The 23,939-nt window shown below is 47.5% G+C and carries 23 protein-coding genes and 4 tRNA genes; 6 read left to right on the forward strand and 21 right to left on the reverse strand.

All coding sequences use genetic code 11. The features are described from left to right. Positions 1-34: 34 nt before the first annotated feature. The 16 genes from rpoB to mnmC2 all read right to left on the reverse strand — a co-directional run bounded on the left by rpoB (position 35) and on the right by mnmC2 (position 13,499). Complete coding sequence (gene rpoB, locus ACYVAD_RS05040; protein ID WP_461138364.1) at positions 35-3,904, reverse strand: DNA-directed RNA polymerase subunit beta; 3,870 nt, start codon at positions 3,902-3,904, stop codon at positions 35-37. 250 nt (positions 3,905-4,154) lie between these two features. Then, positions 4,155-4,538 carry a 50S ribosomal protein L7/L12 gene (gene rplL / locus ACYVAD_RS05045; protein ID WP_461138365.1) on the reverse strand — a complete coding sequence of 128 codons (384 nt, stop codon included), beginning with the start codon at positions 4,536-4,538 and terminating at the stop codon, positions 4,155-4,157. 54 nt (positions 4,539-4,592) lie between these two features. Further along, positions 4,593-5,126 (reverse strand): 50S ribosomal protein L10, encoded by a 534-nt coding sequence (gene rplJ, locus ACYVAD_RS05050; protein ID WP_461138366.1) that lies wholly within the window; start codon positions 5,124-5,126, stop codon positions 4,593-4,595. A 3-nt stretch (positions 5,127-5,129) separates the two neighbouring features. Further along, positions 5,130-5,828 (reverse strand): 50S ribosomal protein L1, encoded by a 699-nt coding sequence (gene rplA / locus ACYVAD_RS05055; RefSeq protein ID WP_461138367.1) that lies wholly within the window; start codon positions 5,826-5,828, stop codon positions 5,130-5,132. Between the two features lie 25 nt (positions 5,829-5,853). Further along, complete coding sequence (gene rplK, locus ACYVAD_RS05060; protein WP_176565509.1) at positions 5,854-6,297, reverse strand: 50S ribosomal protein L11; 444 nt, start codon at positions 6,295-6,297, stop codon at positions 5,854-5,856. A 170-nt stretch (positions 6,298-6,467) separates the two neighbouring features. Further along, positions 6,468-7,028 (reverse strand): transcription termination/antitermination protein NusG, encoded by a 561-nt coding sequence (gene nusG, locus ACYVAD_RS05065; RefSeq protein ID WP_461138368.1) that lies wholly within the window; start codon positions 7,026-7,028, stop codon positions 6,468-6,470. A gap of 66 nt (positions 7,029-7,094) precedes the next feature. Further along, a complete protein-coding gene (gene secE / locus ACYVAD_RS05070; protein ID WP_461138369.1) occupies positions 7,095-7,286 on the reverse strand; it encodes a preprotein translocase subunit SecE in 192 nt (63 codons plus the stop codon). A 14-nt stretch (positions 7,287-7,300) separates the two neighbouring features. Further along, positions 7,301-7,374: transfer RNA gene (locus ACYVAD_RS05075), tRNA-Trp, on the reverse strand. Positions 7,375-7,507: 133 nt separating this feature from the next. Beyond that, positions 7,508-8,695 (reverse strand): elongation factor Tu, encoded by a 1,188-nt coding sequence (gene tuf, locus ACYVAD_RS05080; protein ID WP_461138370.1) that lies wholly within the window; start codon positions 8,693-8,695, stop codon positions 7,508-7,510. Positions 8,696-8,833: 138 nt separating this feature from the next. Continuing rightward, positions 8,834-8,905 (reverse strand) — tRNA-Thr (locus ACYVAD_RS05085). Between the two features lie 95 nt (positions 8,906-9,000). Continuing rightward, positions 9,001-9,073, reverse strand: a tRNA-Gly gene (locus ACYVAD_RS05090). 38 nt (positions 9,074-9,111) lie between these two features. After that, positions 9,112-9,197 (reverse strand) — tRNA-Tyr (locus ACYVAD_RS05095). 146 nt (positions 9,198-9,343) lie between these two features. Then, entirely contained in the window at positions 9,344-9,865 is a 522-nt protein-coding gene (locus tag ACYVAD_RS05100) for a hypothetical protein (protein ID WP_461138371.1), read from the reverse strand. Between the two features lie 135 nt (positions 9,866-10,000). Beyond that, the gene (locus ACYVAD_RS05105) at positions 10,001-12,073 is read right to left on the reverse strand and encodes a M13 family metallopeptidase (RefSeq protein ID WP_461138372.1); all 2,073 of its coding nucleotides are present in this window, start codon (positions 12,071-12,073) and stop codon (positions 10,001-10,003) included. Between the two features lie 83 nt (positions 12,074-12,156). After that, the gene (locus ACYVAD_RS05110; RefSeq protein WP_461138373.1) at positions 12,157-12,759 is read right to left on the reverse strand and encodes a thioredoxin family protein; all 603 of its coding nucleotides are present in this window, start codon (positions 12,757-12,759) and stop codon (positions 12,157-12,159) included. A 68-nt stretch (positions 12,760-12,827) separates the two neighbouring features. Continuing rightward, positions 12,828-13,499: a tRNA (5-methylaminomethyl-2-thiouridine)(34)-methyltransferase MnmC2 gene (mnmC2, locus tag ACYVAD_RS05115; RefSeq protein WP_461138374.1), complete on the reverse strand. Its 672-nt coding sequence runs from the start codon at positions 13,497-13,499 to the stop codon at positions 12,828-12,830. 53 nt (positions 13,500-13,552) lie between these two features. On the opposite strand from mnmC2, the gene ACYVAD_RS05120 reads away from it, so the two are divergent. Next, entirely contained in the window at positions 13,553-14,044 is a 492-nt protein-coding gene (locus ACYVAD_RS05120) for a DUF4293 domain-containing protein (RefSeq protein ID WP_461138375.1), read from the forward strand. A gap of 54 nt (positions 14,045-14,098) precedes the next feature. Here the strand turns inward: ACYVAD_RS05120 and ACYVAD_RS05125 are convergent, their stop codons facing one another. Both ACYVAD_RS05125 and ACYVAD_RS05130 read right to left on the reverse strand, forming a co-directional pair. Next, positions 14,099-14,743, reverse strand: a complete 645-nt coding sequence (locus ACYVAD_RS05125) for a phosphatase PAP2 family protein (protein WP_461138376.1) — start codon at positions 14,741-14,743, stop codon at positions 14,099-14,101. A gap of 12 nt (positions 14,744-14,755) precedes the next feature. Beyond that, positions 14,756-15,235, reverse strand: coding sequence for a gliding motility lipoprotein GldH (locus tag ACYVAD_RS05130; protein ID WP_461138377.1), 480 nt, complete (start codon positions 15,233-15,235; stop codon positions 14,756-14,758). A gap of 111 nt (positions 15,236-15,346) precedes the next feature. Here ACYVAD_RS05130 and ACYVAD_RS05135 point away from each other — a divergent pair, with 111 nt between their 5' ends. The 5 genes from ACYVAD_RS05135 to ACYVAD_RS05155 all read left to right on the forward strand — a co-directional run bounded on the left by ACYVAD_RS05135 (position 15,347) and on the right by ACYVAD_RS05155 (position 19,029). Beyond that, on the forward strand, positions 15,347-15,709 hold the full coding sequence (locus tag ACYVAD_RS05135; RefSeq protein ID WP_461138378.1) for a BlaI/MecI/CopY family transcriptional regulator: 363 nt from the start codon (positions 15,347-15,349) through the stop codon (positions 15,707-15,709). A gap of 4 nt (positions 15,710-15,713) precedes the next feature. Further along, on the forward strand, positions 15,714-17,012 hold the full coding sequence (locus ACYVAD_RS05140) for a M56 family metallopeptidase (protein WP_461138379.1): 1,299 nt from the start codon (positions 15,714-15,716) through the stop codon (positions 17,010-17,012). Positions 17,013-17,228: 216 nt separating this feature from the next. After that, a complete protein-coding gene (locus ACYVAD_RS05145; RefSeq protein ID WP_461138380.1) occupies positions 17,229-17,558 on the forward strand; it encodes a hypothetical protein in 330 nt (109 codons plus the stop codon). A gap of 2 nt (positions 17,559-17,560) precedes the next feature. Further along, complete coding sequence (locus tag ACYVAD_RS05150) at positions 17,561-18,481, forward strand: hypothetical protein (RefSeq protein WP_461138381.1); 921 nt, start codon at positions 17,561-17,563, stop codon at positions 18,479-18,481. A 278-nt stretch (positions 18,482-18,759) separates the two neighbouring features. Further along, entirely contained in the window at positions 18,760-19,029 is a 270-nt protein-coding gene (locus ACYVAD_RS05155) for a hypothetical protein (RefSeq protein WP_461138382.1), read from the forward strand. A 36-nt stretch (positions 19,030-19,065) separates the two neighbouring features. On the opposite strand, the gene ACYVAD_RS05160 is transcribed toward ACYVAD_RS05155, so the two are convergent. The 3 genes from ACYVAD_RS05160 to recQ all read right to left on the reverse strand — a co-directional run bounded on the left by ACYVAD_RS05160 (position 19,066) and on the right by recQ (position 23,906). After that, the gene (locus ACYVAD_RS05160) at positions 19,066-20,265 is read right to left on the reverse strand and encodes a PSP1 domain-containing protein (RefSeq protein WP_461138383.1); all 1,200 of its coding nucleotides are present in this window, start codon (positions 20,263-20,265) and stop codon (positions 19,066-19,068) included. Between the two features lie 55 nt (positions 20,266-20,320). Beyond that, complete coding sequence (purD, locus tag ACYVAD_RS05165; protein WP_461138384.1) at positions 20,321-21,607, reverse strand: phosphoribosylamine--glycine ligase; 1,287 nt, start codon at positions 21,605-21,607, stop codon at positions 20,321-20,323. An 88-nt stretch (positions 21,608-21,695) separates the two neighbouring features. Continuing rightward, positions 21,696-23,906 (reverse strand): DNA helicase RecQ, encoded by a 2,211-nt coding sequence (gene recQ / locus ACYVAD_RS05170; protein ID WP_461138385.1) that lies wholly within the window; start codon positions 23,904-23,906, stop codon positions 21,696-21,698. Positions 23,907-23,939 lie beyond the last annotated feature (33 nt).

The raw sequence follows: 23,939 nt of genomic DNA on the forward strand, positions 1-23,939 counted from the left end.
ATCCCTTCTTTGGTCTCCCTTTCCTCTATGCTCCTTACTCTAATGTAATTTCAAGTGCCAGACCACGTAACTCGTGGACAAGTACGTTGAATGACTCCGGAATGTTCGGTTTTGGCAGGTTTTCGCCTTTTACGATTGCTTCGTAAGCTTTCGCACGGCCAACTACGTCATCCGATTTAACGGTCAGGATTTCTTGAAGGATGTTCGACGCACCGAAGGCTTCCAGTGCCCAAACCTCCATCTCACCGAAGCGCTGACCACCGAACTGGGCTTTACCACCCAGCGGCTGTTGCGTAATAAGCGAGTATGGTCCGATCGAACGGGCGTGCATCTTGTCATCAACCAGGTGACCCAGTTTCAGCATGTAGATGATACCCACTGTTACCTTCTGATCAAAACGCTCACCCGTCAGACCATTGTATAGGTACGTGCGGCCGAAGGATGGCAGACCAGCTGCGTCCAGTTCGTCAGCAACCTGTTGTTCGGTAGCTCCGTCGAAGATCGGCGTAGCATACTTGCGATCCAGTTTCTGACCAGCCCATGCTAATACGGTTTCATAGATCTGACCCAGGTTCATCCGGGATGGTACGCCAAGTGGGTTCAGTACGATATCCACTTTCGTTCCATCTTCCAGGAACGGCATGTCTTCGTCACGAACGATCCGGGCAACAACCCCTTTGTTACCGTGACGACCAGCCATTTTATCACCCACTTTCAGCTTACGCTTCTTAGCGATGTAAACTTTAGCCAGTTTCACGATACCTGCTGGCAGTTCATCACCCACTTCGAGGGTAAACCGCTCGCGCTTGAACCGGCCCGTAATTTCGCTCCGACGATTGTTATAGTTTTTCACCAGCGATACAATCATCTGGTTCATTTTATCGTCCTCGGTCCAGTTACTCAGGTCCAGATCAACCAGCAGATTAGCTTCTTCCGGTACGGCATAGCCACTTTCATCCCGGTACGGGTTCCGGTCAGGAAACAGGTTATCCGTGATGTTTTTCCGGTTGAACTTGACGCCTTTGCTAACGATTTCATCACCAAACTTGTGTTTTACTCCCTGGCTGGTTTGGCCATCAAGCAGTGTCACCATTTTGTCGATCATACGAGCCCGGAAGTCATTCAACTCACGGCCGTATTTTTTCATCAGCACTTTAACTTCTTCCTTATGCTTACCCCGGTCTTCTTTGGCCGGACGAGCAAATAGCTTGGTATCGATAACAACACCTTTGAGGGACGGTGGTGCCTTTTTCGAGGCATCTTTCACGTCACCTGCTTTATCACCAAAGATGGCACGCAGCAGTTTTTCTTCAGGCGTTGGATCGCTTTCTCCTTTCGGTGTGATTTTACCGATCAGGATATCACCTTCTTTCACTTCGGTACCAACCCGAACGATACCATTCTCATCCAGGTTACGAACCGTTTCTTCGCTTACGTTTGGAATCTCAGAGGTCAGTTCCTCTTCTCCCCGCTTCGTATCACGAACTTCCAGTTCAAACTCTTCAATGTGAATCGACGTGAAAATATCTTCCCGCACAACGCGTTCCGAAATCACGATAGCATCCTCGAAGTTGTAACCCTGCCATGGCATGAAGGCCACTTTCATGTTCCGGCCCAATGCCAGTTCACCTGCCTGCGTCGCATAACCTTCGCAAAGCACATCACCTTTTTTCACCTTCTGGCCTTTCAGCACGGTTGGTTTTAGGTTGATACAGGTATCTTGGTTCGTCCGGCGGAACTTGATCAGGTTGTACGTTTTTCGATCTTCATCGAACGTAACGGCCATTTGATCGTCGTCCAGATTGTAGCGAACTACAATTTTGGTCGAATCAACAAATTCGATCATACCGTCAGCTTCGGCAATAACTAGCGTCCGTGAATCAACAGCCACGCGGCCTTCCAGTCCCGTACCAACGATCGGAGCTTCTGGGCGCAACAGTGGCACGGCTTGGCGCTGCATGTTCGATCCCATCAGGGCCCGGTTAGCATCGTCATGCTCTAGGAACGGAATCATGGAAGCGGCAACCGATACGATCTGGTTTGGCGCGATGTCCATGAACGTTACGTTCTGTGGCTCAGCAATCGGGAAGTCACCCTCAAAACGAGCTTTCAGACGATCAACCTGGAAGTTACCTTTGTTATCGATGTCGGCGTTTGCCTGAGCGATGTAGTGGGTATCTTCTTCTTCTGCCGTCAGATACATCACCGGCTTGTCCATCGATACCTTACCGTTTTCAATGATTCGGTACGGAGTTTCGATGAAGCCCATGCTATTAATCTTTGCGTACACGCAAAGCGAAGAGATCAGACCGATGTTTGGTCCTTCCGGTGTTTCGATGGTACACAGACGACCGTAGTGCGTATAGTGTACGTCACGAACCTCAAAACCAGCCCGTTCGCGTGACAGACCACCAGGTCCCAGTGCTGACATACGACGCTTGTGCGTCACTTCGGCCAATGGGTTGGTTTGGTCCATGAACTGCGACAGCTGGTTCGTTCCAAAGAACGAGTTGATCACCGACGACAGCGTACGGGCGTTAATCAGGTCAACAGGTTTAAAATCTTCGTTATCCCGAACGTTCATCCGTTCTTTGATCGTCCGCGCCATCCGGGCAAGACCAACACCAAACTGAGCGTACAACTGCTCACCTACTGTCCGGACACGCCGGTTGCTCAGGTGGTCAATATCATCGACAACAGCTTTCGAGTTGATCAGGCCGATCAGGTATTTCACGATCGATACGATATCTTCCGTGGTCAATACCTTCATATCTGACGATATATCTAGACCAAGTTTTTTGTTGATCCGATAACGACCTACATCACCCAAATCGTACCGCTTATCCGAGAAGAACAGGCTCTGAATAATTTCACGAGCGGTTTGTTCATCCGGCGCATCAGCGTTACGTAACTGCCGGTAGATTTGCTCAACAGCCTCTTTTTCCGAGTTTGAGCTATCTTTCTGCAGTGTATTGTAGATGATGTTGTAATCAGCCATGTTCATATCTTCCTTATGCAGGATGACCGATTTTTGGCCTGACTCTGTAATCGTTTCAATATCGTCAACCGAGATCGCCGAATCCCGCTCCAGCAGGACTTCGTTTCGGCTAATCGATACAACTTCGCCTGTATCCTCGTCAACGAAGTCTTCCGTCCAGGTTTTTAACACCCGGGCAGCCAGACGACGACCGATTGCTTTTTTCAGGTTAGCTGGTGTTGCAGGTACCTCTTCCGACAGACCAAACAGATCTAGAATATCCTTATCTGATCCGAAGCCGATGGCCCGTAACAATGTTGTGACCGGGAATTTCTTTTTCCGGTCAATGTATGCATACATGACGTTATTAACGTCAGTCGAGAACTCAATCCAGGAACCTTTGAATGGAATAATCCGGGCAGAGTATAACTTTGTACCATTAGTGTGTTTACTCATCGAGAAAAACACACCAGGCGAGCGGTGTAATTGAGAAACAATAACCCGCTCTGCTCCGTTAATGACGAACGAACCTTTTTCCGTCATGTACGGAATGTTACCAAGAAAAACCTCCTGCTCGATCGTTTCGAAATCCTCGTTATCAGGATCGTTGTTCGAAAGACGCAGTTTGGCTTTTAGTGGAACAGAATAGGTCAATCCTCGATCAATCGACTCGTCAACCGAGTATTTTGGAGGATCAACAGAATAATCAATGAACTCCAGCTTGAAATTCTCACGGGAGTCAGAGATTGGGAAGTTTTCCTGAAATACTTTAAACAGCCCTTCCTCCGAACGCTGGTTCGAGGGTGTATCGAGCTGGAAAAAGTCTTTGAATGATTTTACTTGAATATCCAGGAAATCGGGATATCCAATCACTGGCTGAATCGTCGCAAAATTTTTGCGCGTACTGATTTTCGCGTTTGTAGCCAAGATTGTACTCTGTTTAGTTGCGTAACCGATTCTCTATGAGTGCATTATATTCTTTCACAATGCGACTCGAACTAAGCGGTCATCCAGGCCCGGGATGTGACCCAACCCAGGGAGCGTGAATAGACAACGTAAGGCAATACGAATAAGTTTGTCTTTTGCAAGGGCATAGACAAAAAAGTCTCCAAACAGGAAAAGACCAGACGTTGGTCTGGCCTCCCCTGTTTGGAGCATATCCCAATAAAGCGGCTGCTTACCTAACTTCTACTTCAGCGCCAGCTTCTTCGAGTTGTTTCCGCAGAGCTTCTGCTTCATCTTTAGCAACGCCTTCTTTCACTGGTTTCGGTGCGCTGTCAACCAGTTCTTTAGCTTCTTTCAGACCCAGGCCCGTCAGATCTTTAACCAGTTTTACAACTGCCAGTTTACCAGCACCAGGAGCTTTCAGAATAACGTCGAAAGACGTTTTTTCAGCAGCAGCAGCCGGAGCATCGGCACCAGCACCACCACCAGCTACCATTACTGGAGCGGCAGCAGCCGGCTCAATACCATACTCATCCTTCAGGATAGTAGCCAGTTCGTTAACTTCTTTAACTGTCAGGCTTACAAGCTGCTCGGCGAACGCTTTCAAATCTGCCATTTTAGTATTTTAATTTGATTGTGATACGATGATAGAAAATTGATTGTCGGAAAATTAAGCTTGCTCTTCCCGCTCCGACAGCGTTTTGAGAATACCAGCCAGTTTGTTACCACCGCTCTGAAGACCAGAGATAACGTTTTTGGCAGGCGATTGTAAGAGACCGATGATTTCGCCGATAAGCTCTTGTTTGCTTTTCAGCGCAATCAGGGTATCAAGTTGATCAGCACCAACGAAGATGCTATAGTCAATCGACGCTCCCTTTAATTGCAGTTTATCACTGGTTTTACGAAACTCTTTGATTAATTGAGCCGGTGCTTTGCCATTCTCTGGGTGAAACATCACCGCAGACTGACCATGCAGTACCGTATCGTTGAACGGAGTGTAATCCGTATCCAGGGTTTCGAGTGCTTTTTTGATGAATGTGTTTTTCACCACTTTGTACTCGATGCCCCGCTCAAAAGCCATCCGACGTAGATTGTTGGTTTCAGCAACCGTCATGCCATTGGCTTCCGTGATGTAGAAGAAGGGGACCGTCTGAAACTTTTCAGTCAGTTCCGCAATAATTGCTCCTTTGTCCTCGCGCTTCATGGCTTAAATACCGGCTACTGTGCCTTTATCAATCGTTACTCCCGGACTCATCGTGCTCGACAGGTTGATCGTTCTTACGTACGTACCTTTAGCCGAAGAAGGCTTCAGGCGCATTAACGTAGCGATCACTTCCTGTGCGTTTTCAGCCAGTTTTTCTGGCGTGAACGATACTTTACCAATACTGGTGTGAATGATACCAGTTTTATCAACTTTGAAGTCGATTTTACCAGCCTTCACCTCACGAACAGCTTTTGCTACGTCAGGCGTAACCGTACCCGATTTTGGGTTCGGCATCAGCCCACGAGGACCCAGAACTTTACCCAAACGACCAACTTTAGCCATTACGTTCGGCATCGTGATAATCACGTCAACGTCCGTCCAGCCTTGTTCGATCTTCTGAATGTAATCGTCCAGCCCTACGAAGTCAGCACCTGCTTCTTTCGCTTCGTTCTCCTTATCCGGTGTGCAAAGCACCAGAACGCGAACCGTTTTACCCGTACCATGCGGCAACGTAGCAACGCCACGAACCATCTGGTCGGCTTTACGCGGGTCAACGCCTAACCGGACGTCAATATCCACCGAAGCATCGAACTTAGTATACGAAATCTGCTTCAGAATATCAGCTGCTTGTTCCAGCGAGTATTCTTTCGTAGCATCGTACTTCGTTAATGCTTCTTTTTGTTTTTTCGTTAACTTAGCCATTTGTGTATTTGCCTAGGCAAGTCTATTAGTTTTCGAAGGGTGATGCACCCGTCACCGTAATCCCCATGCTGCGAGCGGTACCTGCAACCTGACGCATTGCCGATTCAACCGTAAATGCATTTAAATCAGGCATTTTGGTTTCAGCAATTGTCCGGATCTGGTCCCACGTAACCGACCCAACTTTATTGCGGTTCGGCTGAGCAGAACCACCTTTCAGTTTGGCCGCTTCCAACAGAAGGATTGGTGCAGGAGGAGTTTTAATGACGAAATCAAAGGACTTGTCCTTGTAATACGTAATTAAAACTGGCAACACCGTACCAACCTTATCCTGCGTCCGTCCATTGAACTGCTTGCAGAATTCCATGATGTTCAAACCCTTGGAACCCAGCGCAGGACCAATTGGCGGAGACGGATTAGCCTGTCCACCTTTGACTTGCAGCTTTACATAGCCACCTACTTCTTTTGCCATTGTGGTAATATTAGTTACGACCGCACGGGCGGCCCCGCTGGTGCTTGAGTTTCTAGCCAGTTAGTCACATAACCAGCCCGCACTACTCTCGCACCAAATCAACTCTTGCTGACGGGTCATCTTCAGAGGGAAGCAAAAGATGCCGCGTCTCGGAAATCCAGTTGAATCAACTAGGCTTCCTTCTCTACTTGTGCGTAACTGAGTTCTACCGGAGTACTCCGGCCAAATATTTTTACGACGACGTTCAGTTTCTTCCGGTCGTCAAAAACTTCTTCTACAGTACCAATGAACCCGCTGAATGGGCCGTCAACAACTTTGATCGACTCGCCTTTTACGTAAGCAACCGTTGGAGCCGCTACTTCCTGTGCTTCTTCATCTACTTTCCCCAGAATCCGGTTTACTTCAGCTTGCCGAAGCGGTACGGGAATCTTGGACGTTGTTCCTACCTGTGAGTTTCCAAGAAAACCAAGAACACCGGGCATATTCAGAATCATGTCGAGCGCCCGGTTGTTACCAAGGTCAGCCGAAATCAGGATGTAGCCAGGAAAGAATGATTTTTCCCGAACGCGCTTTTTACCGTTACGCATTTCATACACCTTTTCCGCTGGTATTAGAACCTGCGGAATAACATCGTCCAGATTCTGACGGATAATCTCATTGTCAAGGTAAGATTTGATTTTCTTCTCCTGACCAGAAACTGCCCGAATGACGTACCATTGTATGCCGCTCATGCTTTCGAGTTTTGGTAGTCTACCTGTTTCAACTACAGTCTCTGTAGTCGCCCAGATAAGCCGTGCTTAGAACGACGTGTAGAACACATTCAATGCGTTCTCAAACACTAAATCGATAACACCGACCAATAGCGCAAAAATGAGCGAAGCTACGAGTACCAGCGTTGAACTGGACTGCAGATCGCTGAATTTTGGCCAAGTCACGTTATGCTGAACTTCCTCCCAGGAGTACTTCAGAAACGAGATAAACTTATCCATTGTATGTAAAGGATTGGCACGGGTGGAGAGATTCGAACTCCCATCAACGGTTTTGGAGACCGCTATTCTACCCTTGAACTACACCCGTATAGATTACTGAATCAGTATATCTAGAAAAGTCCACTACAGCGTGCTTCTGTAACGGACTGCAAAACTCCGAAATAATATCAAAAAAAACAAGTGCACCTCGTTAGAAATGCACTTGTTTTTCAATTATTTACTTAGTCAAGAATCTCCGTTACCTGACCAGCACCTACGGTACGGCCACCTTCGCGGATAGCGAAACGAAGACCTTTTTCCATAGCGATCTTGTTGATCAAATTTACTTCGATAGTGATGTTATCACCTGGCATTACCATCTCAACGTTAGCTGGCAGCGAAATCTCGCCCGTTACGTCGGTGGTACGGAAGTAGAACTGCGGACGGTACTTGTTAAAGAATGGGGTGTGACGACCACCTTCTTCTTTCGACAGTACATAAACCTCAGCTTTGAACTTCATGTGTGGGGTTACCGAACCTGGTTTGCAGATAACCATACCACGACGGATATCGGTTTTCTCAATACCACGGAGCAGCAGACCTACGTTGTCACCGGCTTCTCCACGGTCCAGAATTTTTCGGAACATTTCAACACCCGTTACAACTGATTTCAGGTTCTCAGCACCCATACCCAGGATCTCAACTGGTTCGCCCGAGTTGATAACACCCCGTTCGATACGACCCGTTGCAACCGTACCACGACCTGTGATCGAGAATACGTCCTCTACCGGCATCAAGAACGGAAGATCCGTCTGACGTGGAGGCAGTGGGATGAAGCTATCAACGTTGTCCATCAGCTCTTCGATGGTTTTAACCCACTGAGCATCGCCGTTCAGACCACCCAGGGCTGAACCTTGAATTACAGGAATGTTGTCACCGTCGAAGTTATAGAAGCTTAACAGCTCGCGGATTTCCATCTCAACGAGTTCGAGCAGCTCTGGATCGTCAACCATATCCACTTTGTTCATGAACACCACCAGCTGGGGTACACCTACCTGGCGGGCCAGCAGGATGTGCTCACGAGTTTGTGGCATTGGGCCATCCGTAGCAGCAACTACAAGGATAGCACCGTCCATTTGCGCAGCACCCGTCACCATGTTTTTCACATAGTCAGCGTGGCCTGGGCAGTCAACGTGAGCGTAGTGACGGTTAGCTGTCGCGTACTCAACGTGCGATGTATTGATGGTGATACCACGCTCTTTTTCTTCAGGAGCGTTGTCAATCGAGGAGAAGTCCCGAATTGCGGCCAGACCCTTTTCGGCCAGCACTTTCGTAATGGCAGCCGTCAGCGTCGTTTTACCGTGGTCAACGTGACCAATCGTACCGATGTTTACGTGCGGTTTCGAGCGGTCAAAATTCTCTTTTGCCATGTTTTTAAAACGCTATTGTGAACTGTTTTTGTTTTAGATGAACTCGCTGAACGTCAGTTAAGCCATGTTGAGATCATCCCCTACGAGGTTTGATGCCTTTTGGCTTAAAACTCAAAAAGACTTCACGAAGAAGTCTTGAGCCGTTACGGGGACTTGAACCCCGGACCTCTTCCTTACCAAGGAAGTGCTCTACCGCTGAGCTATAACGGCTGATTGTACTAGAACCAGAGCGGAAGACGACTACCGAAGTGATATATTACCTCAGTCACAATCTACAGCCTGTAAGGCTATCGCTCTATCAATTGAGCGGAAGACGGGTCTCGAACCCGCAACCTATAGCTTGGAAGGCTATCGCTCTACCAATTGAGCTACTTCCGCAAAAAAATTGTTCGCCCTAAAAGAAACGAACAATTTTTTGGTGGGGAGTGGAGGATTCGAACCTCCGAAGGCGTACGCCAGCAGATTTACAGTCTGATCCATTTGGCCACTCTGGAAACTCCCCAAATAAACTGTTAAAGAACTTTGCCCATCCCCTCTTCCGGGTTTGGAGTTGCAAAATTACACGATTTTGAATTGTTGTCAACAGGTTGTTCAAAAATAATTTTGGGATTTCTCGAATGTATACGTTTAGCGTTGCTCAACTCCCTCTTACCTAATCAATTGAGTTAGTTGTTTACCATCTGGATACAGCATGTCTGTTATGTACCAGCGCCCTTTCTGCTGCTGTAAATCAACCTTTATCTCTTCAGGCTTACCATTGTTTTCAAACGTTACGTAAACAATAGCCCGGCTTCCTCCAACAGCTGCGGGTTCTACCCACATCTTTTTTACACTCGCATCAGGAGCATTGTACAGCGGATTATTCTTCGATGGTTTAAGTTTGTCTCCGTTCTTCCAGATCAATTCAGCAGTTGATTGACTAAAATAGTCCTCAATCAGCGATCGATTTTTCTCCCGAAAGGGATTGTCTTCTTTGCTGTGCTCGAAGTAGAGCGCGCGTACTAGTCGATCAGCTGCTGAACGAGGAGACTCAGCCGTGGGTCGTTTTGCCAATGCGCTAGCACTGTCAACCTGCGCTGTTTCTGTTTTAGTAGCGTCTTCTTTTTTAGGCTTTGTCTGGCAGGCCAGTTGCAGTAGTGTAAGAGCGGCTAGCAGATAGATTGATCGCATGGGAGAGGCAGTTATTAGGATTCGGTCGCTTATCAAAGATGCAAACTATGCATTTCTCACAATCGATAATTCTTTGAACAAGCAAAAAGCCGCGCTCCTGGATAGGAGCGCGGCTTTTTGCTTGTTCGAGCTGGTTTACCAGACTCTGATACGTTCGTCTTTCGACTTATACATTTTGTCGCCCGGCTGAATGTTGAAGGCTTGATACCAGGCATCAATATTCGACACAGGTCCATTACAGCGGTACATACCTGGTGCGTGTGGATCGGTCAGAATCAGTTGGGCCTGGGTCTCGGGTAATACGTTGATACGCCATACCTGTGCCCACGACAGGAAGAAACGTTGATCGGGCGTAAAGCCATCAATTTTCGTTTTCGATTTACCCTGCGCCGTCTTTTTGAAGGCATCGTAAGCAATTGCCAGCCCGCCTAAGTCAGCCAGGTTTTCGCCGAGTGTCAACTGCCCATTTACTTTGATTGAGTCAAGCACTTTAAAGCCGAAGAACTGCTCTTTAACCTGATCAGCCCGTTTTTTGAAGTTGTCGGCGTCGTCTTTCGACCACCAATCACGGAGTGTACCGTCAGCATCGTACTGACGACCTGAATCATCGAAACCGTGGGTCATTTCGTGACCTATAACCGCGCCTATTCCACCATAGTTGATCGCGTCATCCGCTTCGAAATCGAAGAATGGAAATTGTAGAATAGCAGCAGGAAACGCGATCTCGTTGTTGACCGGACTGTAGTAAGCGTTAACCGTTGGTGGCGTCATTCCCCACTCTGTTTTATCGACGGGTTTACCAAGTCGATTAATCATGTAGTTGTACGACCATTTGCTGACCGACTTTACGTTTCCGTAAAGATCATTCCGGCTAATGTTAACCCCTTCGTAAGCTTTCCATTTGTCAGGATAGCCAATTTTCCGTTTGAACGACGTCAGCTTATTCAAAGCCCGCTTTTTGGTTTCGTCGCTCATCCAATCCAGATTCTTGATGTGTTCTTTGTAGGACGCTTCCAGATTATCTACCAGTGTCAACATGCGTTGCTTGGCTTCGGGTTTGAAGTAGCGCTGAACGTAAAGCTGACCCAGCAGATCACCCAGTGTTCCATCAATCAGCCCACTAACACGCTGCCAACGGGGCGTTTGCTCCTTCTGCCCGCTCAAAACGCGGGAGAAAGCAAAATTCTGCTTAACGAATGCATCACTCAAATAAGGTGCAGCTCCTTTTACGATGTTCCAGCGCATGTACGTGCGTAGATCTTCAACAGGCGTAGCCGTGATCAAGCTATCAACGGCGACGTAAAAGGATGGACTCTGCACCAGTACCGTATCCTGACCTTTCACGCCATATTTGACCAGTTGATCGGCCCAGTTAATACCTGGGGTTTTCTGGCTGAGTTGGGCTACGGTCAGTTTGTTGTACGTTTTGTACGGATCACGCATTTCAACGCGTGCCATCTGCGCTTTAGCCAGCGCTGTTTCAAGACGGACTATAACATCCGCATCCTGAGATGCCTGCGTCGGCTCCTCACCAATCAGCGTAAACATTTTCGTTACGTTGTCCCGGTACGCATCGCGGACTTTCTGGCTACGAGCATCGTTTTTCAGGTAGTAGTCCCGGTCTGGAAGCGACGTGCCGCCCTGACCAAACTGCGGCAGGTATTTGTTGACGTTTTTGCGATCCTGACCTACGTAAAAACTAAACAGCATTCCGTTTCCCTGCGTGCGCTGATAAGCCAGTTCATCCAGGAAAGCCGTTTTGTTGTTGACTTTGTCGATTCGGGCCAGTTCGGGTTTAATAGGATCAAAACCCTGTTTCTCGAGCGTTACACTATCCATACCGCTCGCGTAGAAATCACCAACCATTTGGTACAACCGCCCTTTGGTGGTTGACTTTGTTGCGTCTTCGAGCAGCGTCTTCATCGCATCAAGACTCTTGTCCCGCAATTCGTTGAAGCTCCCCCAAGATGTTTTTGAGGCTGGAACCGCGTTCTTTTTCAGCCAGTTTCCGTTCGCGTACTGGTAAAAATTATCACCTGGCTTCACCGACATATCCATGTTCTGTGGATCGATAAACTTGCGCGGAGCCAATGTTTTAACAGCGGGCAGTGTCCGGGCTGGACCTGGAGGAGTTGGTTTGTTCGGACCGGCGGTAGCCAGACCAACGGCAAATGACATTGCCGAGACAATCATTAAGCGTTGATTCATGTAATCAGTTAATAGGAATAAAAAAGGATAACAAAAATACGAGATAAGTATCAAATGATGCCCTCCTTATTCCAAAAGTTAACTTACTTCCCGACCGCCAATGAGGTCTGGTACGCTTTAGCGTAAGTTCCCGTTTTGAACTGGTCGAAGGGCTCCTTCTGATGGTTATTACCGCCGAAGTACGTAATGATCTGGTGGAACATTCGTGGCTCCATGTAGCCGGGTACGGGTTGAATAAGATTAAATTTCTCATCCATGAACACCGTCGTTGGGTAGCTCATCTGATTTTTCATCAAGGCTGCTGCTAACTCGTGTACGCCACGACCACCACTTCCGACGTATTTGAAGGTATGTTGCCCCAGGGTTATTGGTGCCGTTTGTTCAGCATTCAGACGGACGGCGTAAAAATTTTCGTTGACATAGTCAATGATCGCGGGTTTTGAAAAGGTCTGTCGATCCATGACTTTACACCAGCCGCACCAATCGGTATAAACGTCGATGACAAATTTTTTAGGCTTTTTCTGCGTCAGCTTATAAGCCTCCTCGATAGTCAACCAATTGATGTGCTTGACTTCATGCTTGGTCTCTTTCTTGGGGGCGTTTGTCGGGTCGTCAGGTGGGGTAGTCCGAAGAGCGCCGAGTGTAGCGATGAGTAATTCAGCAAAAAGAAGAAGCAGAGGTCTCATGAAATTTTTGTTTTGAGGATAACGTAGCGTTGCTGCATAAAATTTGCTCACCAACAGCGTTTTATGCGTCACGTCGGTTTTACAGCTCGCAGGACTTCACGCTTATGGTGTGGCCCCGGATGTTTCTCAACAATCAGGCCAGCCGCTTTCATGTTGCGTTGCACGTAACTGCGCGAACAGTAGGTTGTTAACAGCCCTCCCGACTTTAATAAATCAGCCATCTGCTGAAAAATGGCCTCTTCCCACAACTCAGGTTGTGATACGGGTGCGAAGGCATCATAATAGACCAAGTGAAAACGCTGGTCTGTCTCAAAATCCTGTAGCCTCCCCTCCCACTTAGTTAACGTTAGAAAAGGGCTGATTTCAGTTGGCTTGTTCCAGGGAGCATCGTGTAGTTTCTCCAGATAATCAGTTTCAAACAATACATTGTAGTTCAACTGGCGGGCCTGGTCTAGCAATAGCGGTTGGGTCTCGACGGCAACGTAATGAATTAGTCGCTCTCGCTTTTCGGCTTCCAGTAAAGTCATTAAGGCATTGAGCCCTGTCCCAAAGCCCATTTCGAACACGTATAAATCCGTATCGGGGAATTTGTCTAGCGCAGTCAGCAGCCCCAATTCGATGTACACCCGCTGAGATTCCTGCTGTGCGCCATAGATGGAATGATAGGATTTGTCCAGCGTTTCATTTATTACCGTGCTGGAGCCATCTTCAGTCGTGATGATACGCAGTGAAGCTTTCATTCTCTATCGGATTTTAGGCTATTTTTGCCTTTCTAAAAACAAGTATATTACCAATGATTCAACGCGTTCAGACAATATTTTTGTTTCTTATCGCTGTAGCCATGGGCATCGCGCTGTCAACACCAATCTGGGAAAAGGCAGGTACACAGGCGCCAGAAATTGCACAACTGACTGCTCTACAATATAGCCAGGTTCAGGCCGTAGACGGCCGTACCGCCCCAGCTACCTACGTTACGTCCGTTTGGTACCTGGGCCTTCTAATGGGGCTGGTTGCCTTGGTATCTCTGGTAGCTGTTTTTCAGTACCGTAACCGATTGGCCCAAACCGGCCTTTGCGCGGTTAATGCACTAATGTTAACGGGCATTATGGGAGTCATCCTCTACCGGACGCTCTACTTAGGAAAGTCATACGGCAGCACTAGTAGCCAGGGGGATTTCGAAGTTGGCTTTTACGCCGTTATCGCTGCGCTGGTTCTTAATACGTTAGCGAATCGTTTTATTCGTCGGGATGAGAAGCTAGTCCGCGATTCTGATCGACTGCGCTAAAAAATCGATTGACACCTTTTTACAGGCGGCCTGACTTGAGTCAGGCCGCCTTTTTTATGGAATTGGCTGGCTTGTTTTCTCAAACGTCCATTTCTTCAACGCCAGATACACGATTACCGACGATACGGTACCGACTATTGAACCAACGTAAGTATCCTCAACGAAATGCTGAAACAGGTAAACACGAGAGTAACCCGTCAGCACGCCCAGGAAAACAAACAGCCACGCCCGGCCTTTTCGCTGATCCAGAAAAGACAGCAGACTAAAGACAGCAAATGCGGTGGTTGTGTGCCCTGAGGGGAAGCTGTTGTAGCTGTAAATGTCCAGTCCTTTTATTATGTGGTACTCAAAGGCAGAGTGCTCAAAAAACTTAAGCGGCCGCAGTGAATTCGGAAACACTATAGATTTTAGGAAGAGCGAGGTGAGAGATGAAAGCGCAAAACTAGCCAGCGCCATTACGCCCACCCGTTGATTGACAGCTAGTAAAATTAGACAGATGACGATAAAAAAAGCGCCATCACCCATGTAGGTGACATAGGTAAAAAAAACATCGGCGATCTCACTGTTTCGCACATTCACTACTTGCATCAATTGCTCCTGAGTGAAGTTCAGCTGGAGCAGACCAACCACGACCAGCACTAGGGCGTATAACAAAAAGAACAGCCGGTTCTTTTGCAGTAAATTGATTAATGGTTGCAAACGACTACTGATTTAATTGGCGGGAGTTGCTTTCTCTACGGTAATACCGACGCTTTCGATATGAAGTAGTGGATCCTGTCGCATGTACTGTTTGAGTTGCATGGTGTACTTTCCTGATCGGGGGAACCGATAATTACGTTTCATCAGGAACTTGTGATCGAACAAATCGCCAATGCCTTCGCCGGTGGGTTTTCCCGTTTTCGGATCCATCAGGATCAGTTCATCCAGCCGCGACTCTAATTCTTTGCCACTTTCGTCGCGTAGATACCGAGTTAGATACAGGTTGTAGTAATCGTAGGAAAGCGAATTTCTCAGATTGTAATAAATATTGTAAGCGATGGTCGTGTCTTTGATCTCGAACGTAAACGAGGGAGCTTCTTTGACTGACCATTTCCCTTCGTCGATATCGGTGTATTCTTTATAAACAGCATTGGTGTTACAGCTAAATGCCGCTATGGATACGACCAACAGTACCAGTCCTAATCTTTTCATACATTCTAAACGAATCAATTGCCAAAACTACGATGAGCACTTTGGCTTTTCAAACAATAAAAAACTACACAACTAGTTTTGAAACTAGAAAAATAGTTTTACGTTTGCTTCATGGAAAAGTTAACCGCGAAAGAAGAAGAGGTCATGCAGGTTCTCTGGAAGATGGAGCCCTGTTACGTCAAGGATATGGTTCCACATTTCGTGAGCCCGCCATTGCATTATAATACGGTTTCGACCATTGTTCGTAATCTGGAAGAAAAAGGGTACATCAGTCACCGGGCTTACGGCAACACGCACGAGTATTTTGCCCTAGTCACCAAGGAGGACTATCAAAATAGCTTTGTCCTGACGAAAGTAGTGGGCGACTACTTCGATAATTCGTACAAAGATCTGGTCAGCTATTTTGCTAAGAACGAAAAAATCTCCGCCGACGAATTGAGGGAAATCCTGGCCATGATCGAGAAAGGAAAATAAAGCTATGGATACCCTGCGCTATGTATTGCTTGCCAATGGGCTACTGCTGGTCGTGAGCGCGGCTTACTACCTGCTACTCCGTCAAGAAACATTCTTTGCGGTCAATCGGCTAATTCTGTGGTTGGGCATTTTGGCTTCATTCACATTACCCTTGCTAGAATTACCCGACTGGAGTCCACGGCCAGTGCGAACCGCTATCCAGCACACTGCGCAGGTTGTCCAACCAGAGTACCTACGGCAGTCCGTTCTCCCACAATTGACTAGCAAGTCAGTGAAAAAAGATTCGCCGGCTGACTCGGGTGCTTCTTTTGACTTGACTTGGACCGAAGTCGGTCTGTGGTTATACGGACTCGTTCTGATAGGCTTGCTGACTCGATTCGGCATTCAGCTTTTTTCGTTGCTCCGGCTGATACGTCGATCTGTCCAGGAACCCTACGATGATTTTATTCTTGTATCCTCCCCTACCGTTCAATCTCCCTTTTCTTTTTTTAATTGGGTAGTCATCAACCCAATGTTATATACCGCTGACGAGTTAGAGTTGATTCTTCGTCATGAACGTCTTCACGTTCGGTCGAAACATAGTCTGGACACTGTAGGTGCTACCCTACTTTGCTGTTTTCTCTGGTTCAACCCAGCCATCTATCTGTTCCGGCATCTACTGCATCAAGTCCTGGAATTTAGTGCGGATCAGGCTGTACTGTCTGAGGGGGTTGATGCCCGCGCGTACCAGTATAGTTTGCTTCGGGTTAGTATGGCCGATTCTCCATCTACGATTAGCAACCACTTCAACAAGTCTCAACTAAAAATACGCATTGCTATGATCGCCCGCACCCGTTCGTCAATGTTAACAGTTCTTAAGTATCCTTTTGCAGTTCTTATTGTATTTGTTGTGACAGTAGCGTTCACTCGTCCGATAGTTACTAAGCACTCTGCGCTAAAAAGCTCGCATAAGTCTATGCCGATGAAGCGCGTAATCAGTTTTTCGCCCGCACAAACAATTACCCCTGAGTTATCTGTGCCAGAGGAAAATTTGAACGAAGCAACCACGGGCGTAGTGACCAGCCCTGATTCTGTTCGCAAAACCAGTGAGATCACTCCGGAAGTACCCTTAAAATCCCGTTTGTTAGTCAAGCAGGGGGATTATTTATATTGGATCATTACACCCAAGACCACTCTGGACGATTTCGCGCTGCTTAAGCAGGAGCTAGCCCACTACGGTAATACGATGCAGCTCAATGAGGTCAAGTACGATCCACTGTATACCTATATTGATCGACTTATCTTCACCGTTATTCGCTCATAGGGTGGTTCAACACAAATCACCGAGACCGATGATGAAACTAAACCAATCCCTACTGTATCGGGCTACGTAGGCATTGGTGCTCGGTCTGGTGAATCCGGTACGGGGCAGTTAAAATCTGTTGATAAAGACGATTTCTGGAAGAGAGGAACCGGCGCACCTTTTCCAGCGCAACTGCGGCAAGTTGCTGACAACGATGAATCGGCCGTAGCTCAGTTCGTGGCCGAGCATCGTCTCGACTATTTGATTCACGAAGGAGAAAAGAAATTTGCGCAGAACAGTGGTCGAACCAGATTCGGGAAAGTCTTTTTTCAGAATAAATCCATTAAGGCTAGTGGTCTCATTCGGCAGGATGATGGTCGTCTCTACGTAAGCAACGAATTCCTCCTGATTCCACTGTACATCAACAATCAACCCGCCACGTTGACCGATATTACCGCTTTGACTGTCGATCAGTTGTATAGTGTGATAAAGGTAACTACGTATGACGCTGCGCAGAAAAAGAGCGTGAATTCCGCTTTGTTAATTTACACCGAAGACAGTAAGTAGCTATGTATACGTTCAGCAATCGCTTTAATGGCTCTACGCTTTCTCGTCGCATTCAAATGATGAACCAGCAGGCACCCGCTCGTTCGCTAACAGCTGGCCGCTACGTACTCATCCTTTCGGTCTTTGTACTCGTTGGCATAGCTTGTCAGTTCACTCGCAGCGATACGTCTCGTTATAGCCAGGAGACAAACCGGGGCTGGTACGGCATCATAACGGCGCAAACGTCCCGAGCGCACCTGGACACACTCCAGCAAGAACTAAACAGGCGGAACGTACAGTTTAGCTTTGATAAGCTTCATTGCATGGCGGATGGCCGTATCCGACAAATCACGGTCGGCTTACAGGCAGACAACCAGAAGCGATCAAGCGAGACTACCGTCGGCTCACCACTGGGTGAAGCTCCCATCACAGCGCTTGGTATTCACTGCTTCGATGGCGATTGCCAGATTGGTGTTGTCGATGAGAAATTTCCCGATCGATTACAGGGGTTGGCCAAAGCCGAAAGTCAGCAACTATTACGTGATCAGGAATTAGCCAGTATTACGCGCGATGCTAATGCTCAGTTCGGTGTTTACCGCGTTTATTTCCGAAACGACTTCATGGAGAGTAGCTACTTTGGTCAACGTAATACACTGGTTCGGATGACCCCAGATTTTCATCTTGCTCTCTATCCAGAAGCCAGGGACGCTGTGGTCTTTCTGGATGGTCGGGAGATCAACCCGGATGAACTAGCCAATTTTCACGTTTTAAACCTGAAGCGACTTGTGGTTTATAAAGGTGAGGCAGCCGTTGTTCGGCTGGGTAACACCCGGGCTAAGAATGGGCTGGTTCTACTCACCAAACGGAACAGTGAGGAGATTACCTACAACTATATATCAACTCCTTTATTGAGAACGGTATACCCGGAGATTTTTGATAAATAGTGTATGTTGCAGCAGATATGGAAGACAGATTAAACAAACACCCTGATTATCTGTCTAAGTTGTGAAAACCAACGCTTTCAACTTACGCCATGCGCCTGTTTGCTTCTCTTTTGCCAGCCTTGCTTTTTTTCGGTTTTGCTGCTTTAGCCGAAGTAGCTATAATTCCCGTGATTCCTCGGCAATCTGCAGTTGCGGATACTATTGTTCCCGGTAAGTCTCGCGTTCACAAGAACATTGTGCCAACACGTGGTGTCAAACCTATAATTCTTCCGGGTACAATGCTGGACACAACGTTTAGCTCACTTCCGGCGCAATCCCCGGCCGTTGGCAAAGCAGTGCCCGGCTGGTTACGAGCCACCGTTCAAGGGAGCCCCCTCTACGTGATCGACGGAAAGTCTGCAACAGCCAACCAGTTACGCACTCTGCGGCAGAAAGACGTCGTATCCACTTATCAACTTGAGGGTAGCAAAGCGCAGAATATGTACGGCAAGAATGCCCGAAATGGCGTGTTTATTATTACCACTAAATCGGGCGTTGCCCCCAAATAGAAAAAGACCCGAACTTGATCAAGTCCGGGTCTTTTTCTATTTGTTATTTGGCGAAGCCTTGGTGGTATTGCTCGGTGGAGCACCTGTCCCCTTCGGCTTTTTCTTTTTCTTCTTCGCTGTTCGGGTAGCGTATTTCGCGTCCAGTTTTTGCAAATCGCTGTTTAGCGTAGCTGCTGTAACAGGTTGCTTCTCACCAACGGGAGTGAGTACATCAAATGACTCAGGAATAACCCCCCGTTTGTTTAGGTTCGCAATTTCCAGTACCCGAGCAATAGGTAATGGATACCAGGTACTCTCGGCACCGTATCCAAACCACATCAGCTTTCGGAATATGTCGGTTTTCTGCAAGTAAGCACGGCCTTTCTGAGTCTCCAGCGGCTTGTCAATCGTCGGGATATCCCGCAGTGCGTCGACGTACGTATCAAGTTCGTAATTCAAACAACATTTTAGCCGTCCACATTGACCCGATAGTTTAGCCGGGTTCAGCGATAAATTCTGATAGCGAGCAGCCGACGTAGCAATATTTTTGAAATCAGTCAGCCAGGTCGAACAGCAAAGTTCGCGGCCGCAAGAGCCGATTCCACCCAATCGACCCGCTTCCTGCCGCAGACTGATTTGCCGCATTTCGATCCGGGCTTTGAACTCGCTCGCGAGCATTTTGATCAACTCTCGAAAATCAACCCGCTCCTCAGACGAATAGTAGAACGTAGCTTTTGTGTTATCCGACTGGAATTCTACGTCCGACAGCTTCATGTTTAGCTTCAGCTCCCGTACGATTTCTCGGGATCGGTACAGAGCGGGCAAATCCCGCAGGACAGCCTGCTCATGCCGCTCCATATCTTTTGGTGTAGCTAGCCGGTGAATGACTTTCGTATCGTCATTCACTTTGATGCCTTTTTTCTTAAGCTGTATCCGAACCAGCTCTCCTTGCAAAGATACAGCGCCAATGTGATACCCGGACTGCATCTCGACAACTACGTAATCGCCTGTCGTCAGATCCAGCTGATGTACGTTTCGATAATACTCTTTACGGCCGCCCTTGAATTTAACTTCGACGACCGCCATTGCATGTTGACCTGGCATCGATATATCGCTCAGCCAGTCAAACGAGTTTAGTTTATTGCAACCTCCAGTGCTACATCCGCCACTTCCACATCCTGCAACGGTCGTTGTCGTTCCGTCAGTTGTCGTGCGTTGGGTGCCACACCCACCGGTTGCGCAGGATTTACATGACATAATTTGTGTAGTTACGGCTCCAAGCCCCAGACCCTAAGCCCTGGACCCTTCACCATTAATCCGAATACCGGATCAGGTCAAGTCCAATATCACGTCGATACTGCTTTCCTTCAAATTGCACCAGCCGGGCTGCCTCCTGCGATTTCCGAATAGCGTTTTCCAATGAATTCGCCTGTGCAGTTATGGCCAGCACTCGTCCACCGCTGGTTAACACGTAACCATTTTTTTGTGTCGTTCCGGCGTGGAAAGCGGTTACGTCTTCCAACCGTTCTAACTCTGAAATGGCCTTTCCCGTTTCATACGCGTCAGGATAACCTCCTGAAACCAGTACGGTCGTTACGGCAGTTTGCGGAGATACCTGTACTGTCACCTGATCCAGTTCACCCTTAGCCGTTGCCATCATCAGTTCCGCGAAGTCGGTTTGAATACGCGGCAAAACAACCTCCGTTTCCGGGTCGCCCATTCGGGCATTATATTCAATAACGTATGGCTCGCCGTTTACCTTCATCAATCCGATAAAAATAAAGCCTTTATATTGGATTCCTTCCTGTTTCAGACCAGCCAGCGTTGGTTTTACTACCTTCTCTTCTACTTTCGCCATGAACGAACTGTTCGCGAATACAACTGGCGATACAGCTCCCATGCCCCCCGTATTAGGCCCCGTGTCTTCTTCGCCAATACGTTTGTAGTCCTTTGCTTCAGGTAAAATTTTGTAATTCTCGCCGTCGGTCAGCACAAACACAGATAGCTCGATTCCGCGTAGAAACTGCTCGATCACTACTTTGCTTCCGGCTTCGCCGAACTTCTGTCCGCCCAGCATATCTTCCAGCGCAGCTTTAGCTTCAGCGGTAGTTTCAGCAATGATTACTCCCTTACCAGCGGCTAACCCATCCGCCTTGATAACGACAGGCAATGAATGTGCTTCCAGATAAGCTAATCCATCGGCCAGCGTTTCGGCAGTGAACGTTTTGGAGGACGCTGTTGGCACTCCGTGACGTACCATAAACTGTTTGGAAAAATCCTTACTTCCTTCCAGTTGGGCTCCTTCAGCGTCCGGGCCAACAATTCCTAAGTTAGCCAAATCAGGTTGCTGACGTAAAAAATCGACGATTCCTTTTACCAGTGGTTCTTCCGGCCCCACGATAAGCAAATCTATTTTATGCTCACGAACTGCCGCAGCTACAGCTGGAAAATCAGTAAAATTAACCGGTAGATTCTTTGCAACTTGAGCGGTTCCAGCATTACCCGGAGCAACAAATAAAGCACTACATAGAGGGCTTTGGGACAGTTTCCATGCAAAAGCGTGTTCACGCCCACCCGAACCCAGTATTAATATATTCATTTTAGAAGAGAAGAGACCGCAAAAAGAAAAGGAGATTAGTGCATCAACTGCTGAGTACCCTCCGTTTGTTATCGCTGTTTCCCCTGTTTTAATTGGCTACTTCCGATAGGAATTTGATACGCATCAACCGCAACTCCTGCTCGGTAAAATCATCTCCTCCAAACTCGCGCATGGCAACGGCAATATTATCCGTTTCAGCACGCATGAAGTAGTCAAAAATCTCGTCCTGCCGATCTTCATCCATGATCTGGTTGATATAGTAATCCAGGTTCAGGCGGGTTCCTGAATAACAGATATGCTCAATCTCTTCGACCAAATCCTCAATCGAGAGCGATTTTGTTTCGGCGATTTCCTCCAGGTCAACCTTGCGATCAATCTGCTGAATAATGAAGATTTTAACCTTTGACTTATTAACGGTTGACTTTATGACAACGTCTTTAGCCGTTTCAATCTCGTTATCCTCAACGTATTTCGTAATCAGGTCGATGAACGGACGGCCAAATTTCTGCACTTTCCCCATGCCCACCCCGTTGATCTGCGCCATCTCTTCGCGCGTGGTCGGGTAAGTAGTAGACATTTCTTCCATAGATGGGTCCTGGAAGATGACATAGGGGGGCAGATTTTTTTCTTTAGCAATCTTTTTCCGCAGCGCTTTTAGCTGAGCAAGCAGTTCTGCATCATAAGCCACTCCACCCGAAGATGGCGACGAGTCTTTGTCGTCGTCCTCTTTCTGGTCGACAGGTTCGCTGTCGTAATCATGATTTTTGGACAGCGAGACCGGGTAGGGATCTTCAATGTAGTTCATCCCACGCTGGGTCAGCTTCAGAATGCCGTAGTTATCAACGTCTTTTTCGAGATAGCCGTGAATTGTAATCTGTTTGATGAGCGAACACCAGAAATCCGAGCTTTCGTTGTATTCCCGGCCTTTGCCGAAAACATCCAGTCGATTGTGTTCGTAACTTGTTACGTATTGATTGCTGGTTGCCGTCAGTACGTCACTCAGATGTTGGACATCGAATCGCTGGTCAGTCTGCAACACCGTTTGCAGCGCCAGCACGATTTCGTGCTGCACCTTGAATTTCTCGGTTGGTTTCAGGCAGTTATCGCAGAAACCACAGTCCTTATCCAGGTATTCGCCAAAGTAACCAAGCAGTTGTCGACGACGGCAAACGCCTAGGTTTGAATACGACACCATCTCATGGAGCAGGTGTTTGGCATTGTCGCGTTCCGTAACGGGTTTATCCTTATTGAATTTCTCGAGCTTAACGATGTCGTCGTAACTATAGAACATGACGCAGTTACCTTCTAGCCCGTCGCGGCCAGCTCGCCCTGTTTCCTGATAGTAACCTTCCAGTGATTTCGGTGCGTCATAGTGAATCACAAACCGGACATCGGGTTTATCGATTCCCATACCAAACGCAATGGTTGCCACGACCACATCTACATCTTCGTTCAGGAACGCATCCTGATTATGCATGCGGGTCTGGGGATCGAGCCCGGCATGATAGGGCAACGCTTTTACGTCATTGACGTTAAGCAGTTCGGCTATCTGCTCGACCGTTTTGCGGCTCAAACAATAGATGATTCCCGATTTACCTTTATTCAGCTTGACGTACTTTATCAGTTGCTTTTTTGCGTCAGCTTTTGGCTTGATTTCGTAGTAAAGGTTTTTCCGATTGAATGAAGTTTTATAAAGGTTGGCGTCTTCCATCTGCAGGTTCTTCTGAATATCCTGCTGCACTTTAGGAGTAGCTGTAGCCGTTAATGCAATGACGGGTAGATTCCCAATGTTGTCAACAATGCCCCGAATCTTTCGATACTCCGGACGGAAGTCGTGCCCCCATTCAGAGATACAGTGAGCCTCGTCAATCGCTACGAATGAAATATTGGCTTTCTTTAAAAAATCCAAATTCTCTTCTTTCGTCAGCGACTCTGGAGCAATATATAAAAGCTTTAATGTCCCGTTCAACGTATCTTTCTTAACCTTGTTCATTTCGGTTTTTGAAAGCGTTGAATTCAGAAACTGAGCGTTTATACCAAACGCATTTAATTGATCAACCTGGTTTTTCATCAGGGCAATCAGGGGCGAAATCACGATTGCAGTTCCTTCGCTGACGATTGCAGGCAATTGATAACAGAGTGATTTACCGGCGCCCGTGGGCATAATTACGAACGTATTACGTCCTTCCAGAATGCTGTGAATAATGGCTTCCTGGTCACCCCGGAACTGACTATACCCGAAAATTTCTTTAAGACGCTCTCTGAGGGTCACATGAACCCTCTGGTCAATCTGCATCATTCTACAAATCGTACAAAAGTTACTTTACTCTAT

Source organism: Spirosoma pomorum (assembly GCF_054776615.1).

Coding starts and splice junctions, on each gene's coding strand:
- rplL (WP_461138365.1), bottom strand. CDS start 4,538: ATGGCAGATTTGAAAGCGTTCGCCGAGCAGCTTGTAAGCCTGACAGTT.
- rplJ (WP_461138366.1), bottom strand. CDS start 5,126: ATGAAGCGCGAGGACAAAGGAGCAATTATTGCGGAACTGACTGAAAAG.
- rplA (WP_461138367.1), bottom strand. CDS start 5,828: ATGGCTAAGTTAACGAAAAAACAAAAAGAAGCATTAACGAAGTACGAT.
- rplK (WP_176565509.1), bottom strand. CDS start 6,297: ATGGCAAAAGAAGTAGGTGGCTATGTAAAGCTGCAAGTCAAAGGTGGA.
- nusG (WP_461138368.1), bottom strand. CDS start 7,028: ATGAGCGGCATACAATGGTACGTCATTCGGGCAGTTTCTGGTCAGGAG.
- secE (WP_461138369.1), bottom strand. CDS start 7,286: ATGGATAAGTTTATCTCGTTTCTGAAGTACTCCTGGGAGGAAGTTCAG.
- tuf (WP_461138370.1), bottom strand. CDS start 8,695: ATGGCAAAAGAGAATTTTGACCGCTCGAAACCGCACGTAAACATCGGT.
- ACYVAD_RS05100 (WP_461138371.1), bottom strand. CDS start 9,865: ATGCGATCAATCTATCTGCTAGCCGCTCTTACACTACTGCAACTGGCC.
- ACYVAD_RS05105 (WP_461138372.1), bottom strand. CDS start 12,073: ATGAATCAACGCTTAATGATTGTCTCGGCAATGTCATTTGCCGTTGGT.
- ACYVAD_RS05110 (WP_461138373.1), bottom strand. CDS start 12,759: ATGAGACCTCTGCTTCTTCTTTTTGCTGAATTACTCATCGCTACACTC.
- mnmC2 (WP_461138374.1), bottom strand. CDS start 13,499: ATGAAAGCTTCACTGCGTATCATCACGACTGAAGATGGCTCCAGCACG.
- ACYVAD_RS05120 (WP_461138375.1), top strand. CDS start 13,553: ATGATTCAACGCGTTCAGACAATATTTTTGTTTCTTATCGCTGTAGCC.
- ACYVAD_RS05130 (WP_461138377.1), bottom strand. CDS start 15,235: ATGAAAAGATTAGGACTGGTACTGTTGGTCGTATCCATAGCGGCATTT.
- ACYVAD_RS05135 (WP_461138378.1), top strand. CDS start 15,347: ATGGAAAAGTTAACCGCGAAAGAAGAAGAGGTCATGCAGGTTCTCTGG.
- ACYVAD_RS05140 (WP_461138379.1), top strand. CDS start 15,714: ATGGATACCCTGCGCTATGTATTGCTTGCCAATGGGCTACTGCTGGTC.
- ACYVAD_RS05150 (WP_461138381.1), top strand. CDS start 17,561: ATGTATACGTTCAGCAATCGCTTTAATGGCTCTACGCTTTCTCGTCGC.
- ACYVAD_RS05155 (WP_461138382.1), top strand. CDS start 18,760: ATGCTGGACACAACGTTTAGCTCACTTCCGGCGCAATCCCCGGCCGTT.
- ACYVAD_RS05160 (WP_461138383.1), bottom strand. CDS start 20,265: ATGTCATGTAAATCCTGCGCAACCGGTGGGTGTGGCACCCAACGCACG.
- purD (WP_461138384.1), bottom strand. CDS start 21,607: ATGAATATATTAATACTGGGTTCGGGTGGGCGTGAACACGCTTTTGCA.
- recQ (WP_461138385.1), bottom strand. CDS start 23,906: ATGATGCAGATTGACCAGAGGGTTCATGTGACCCTCAGAGAGCGTCTT.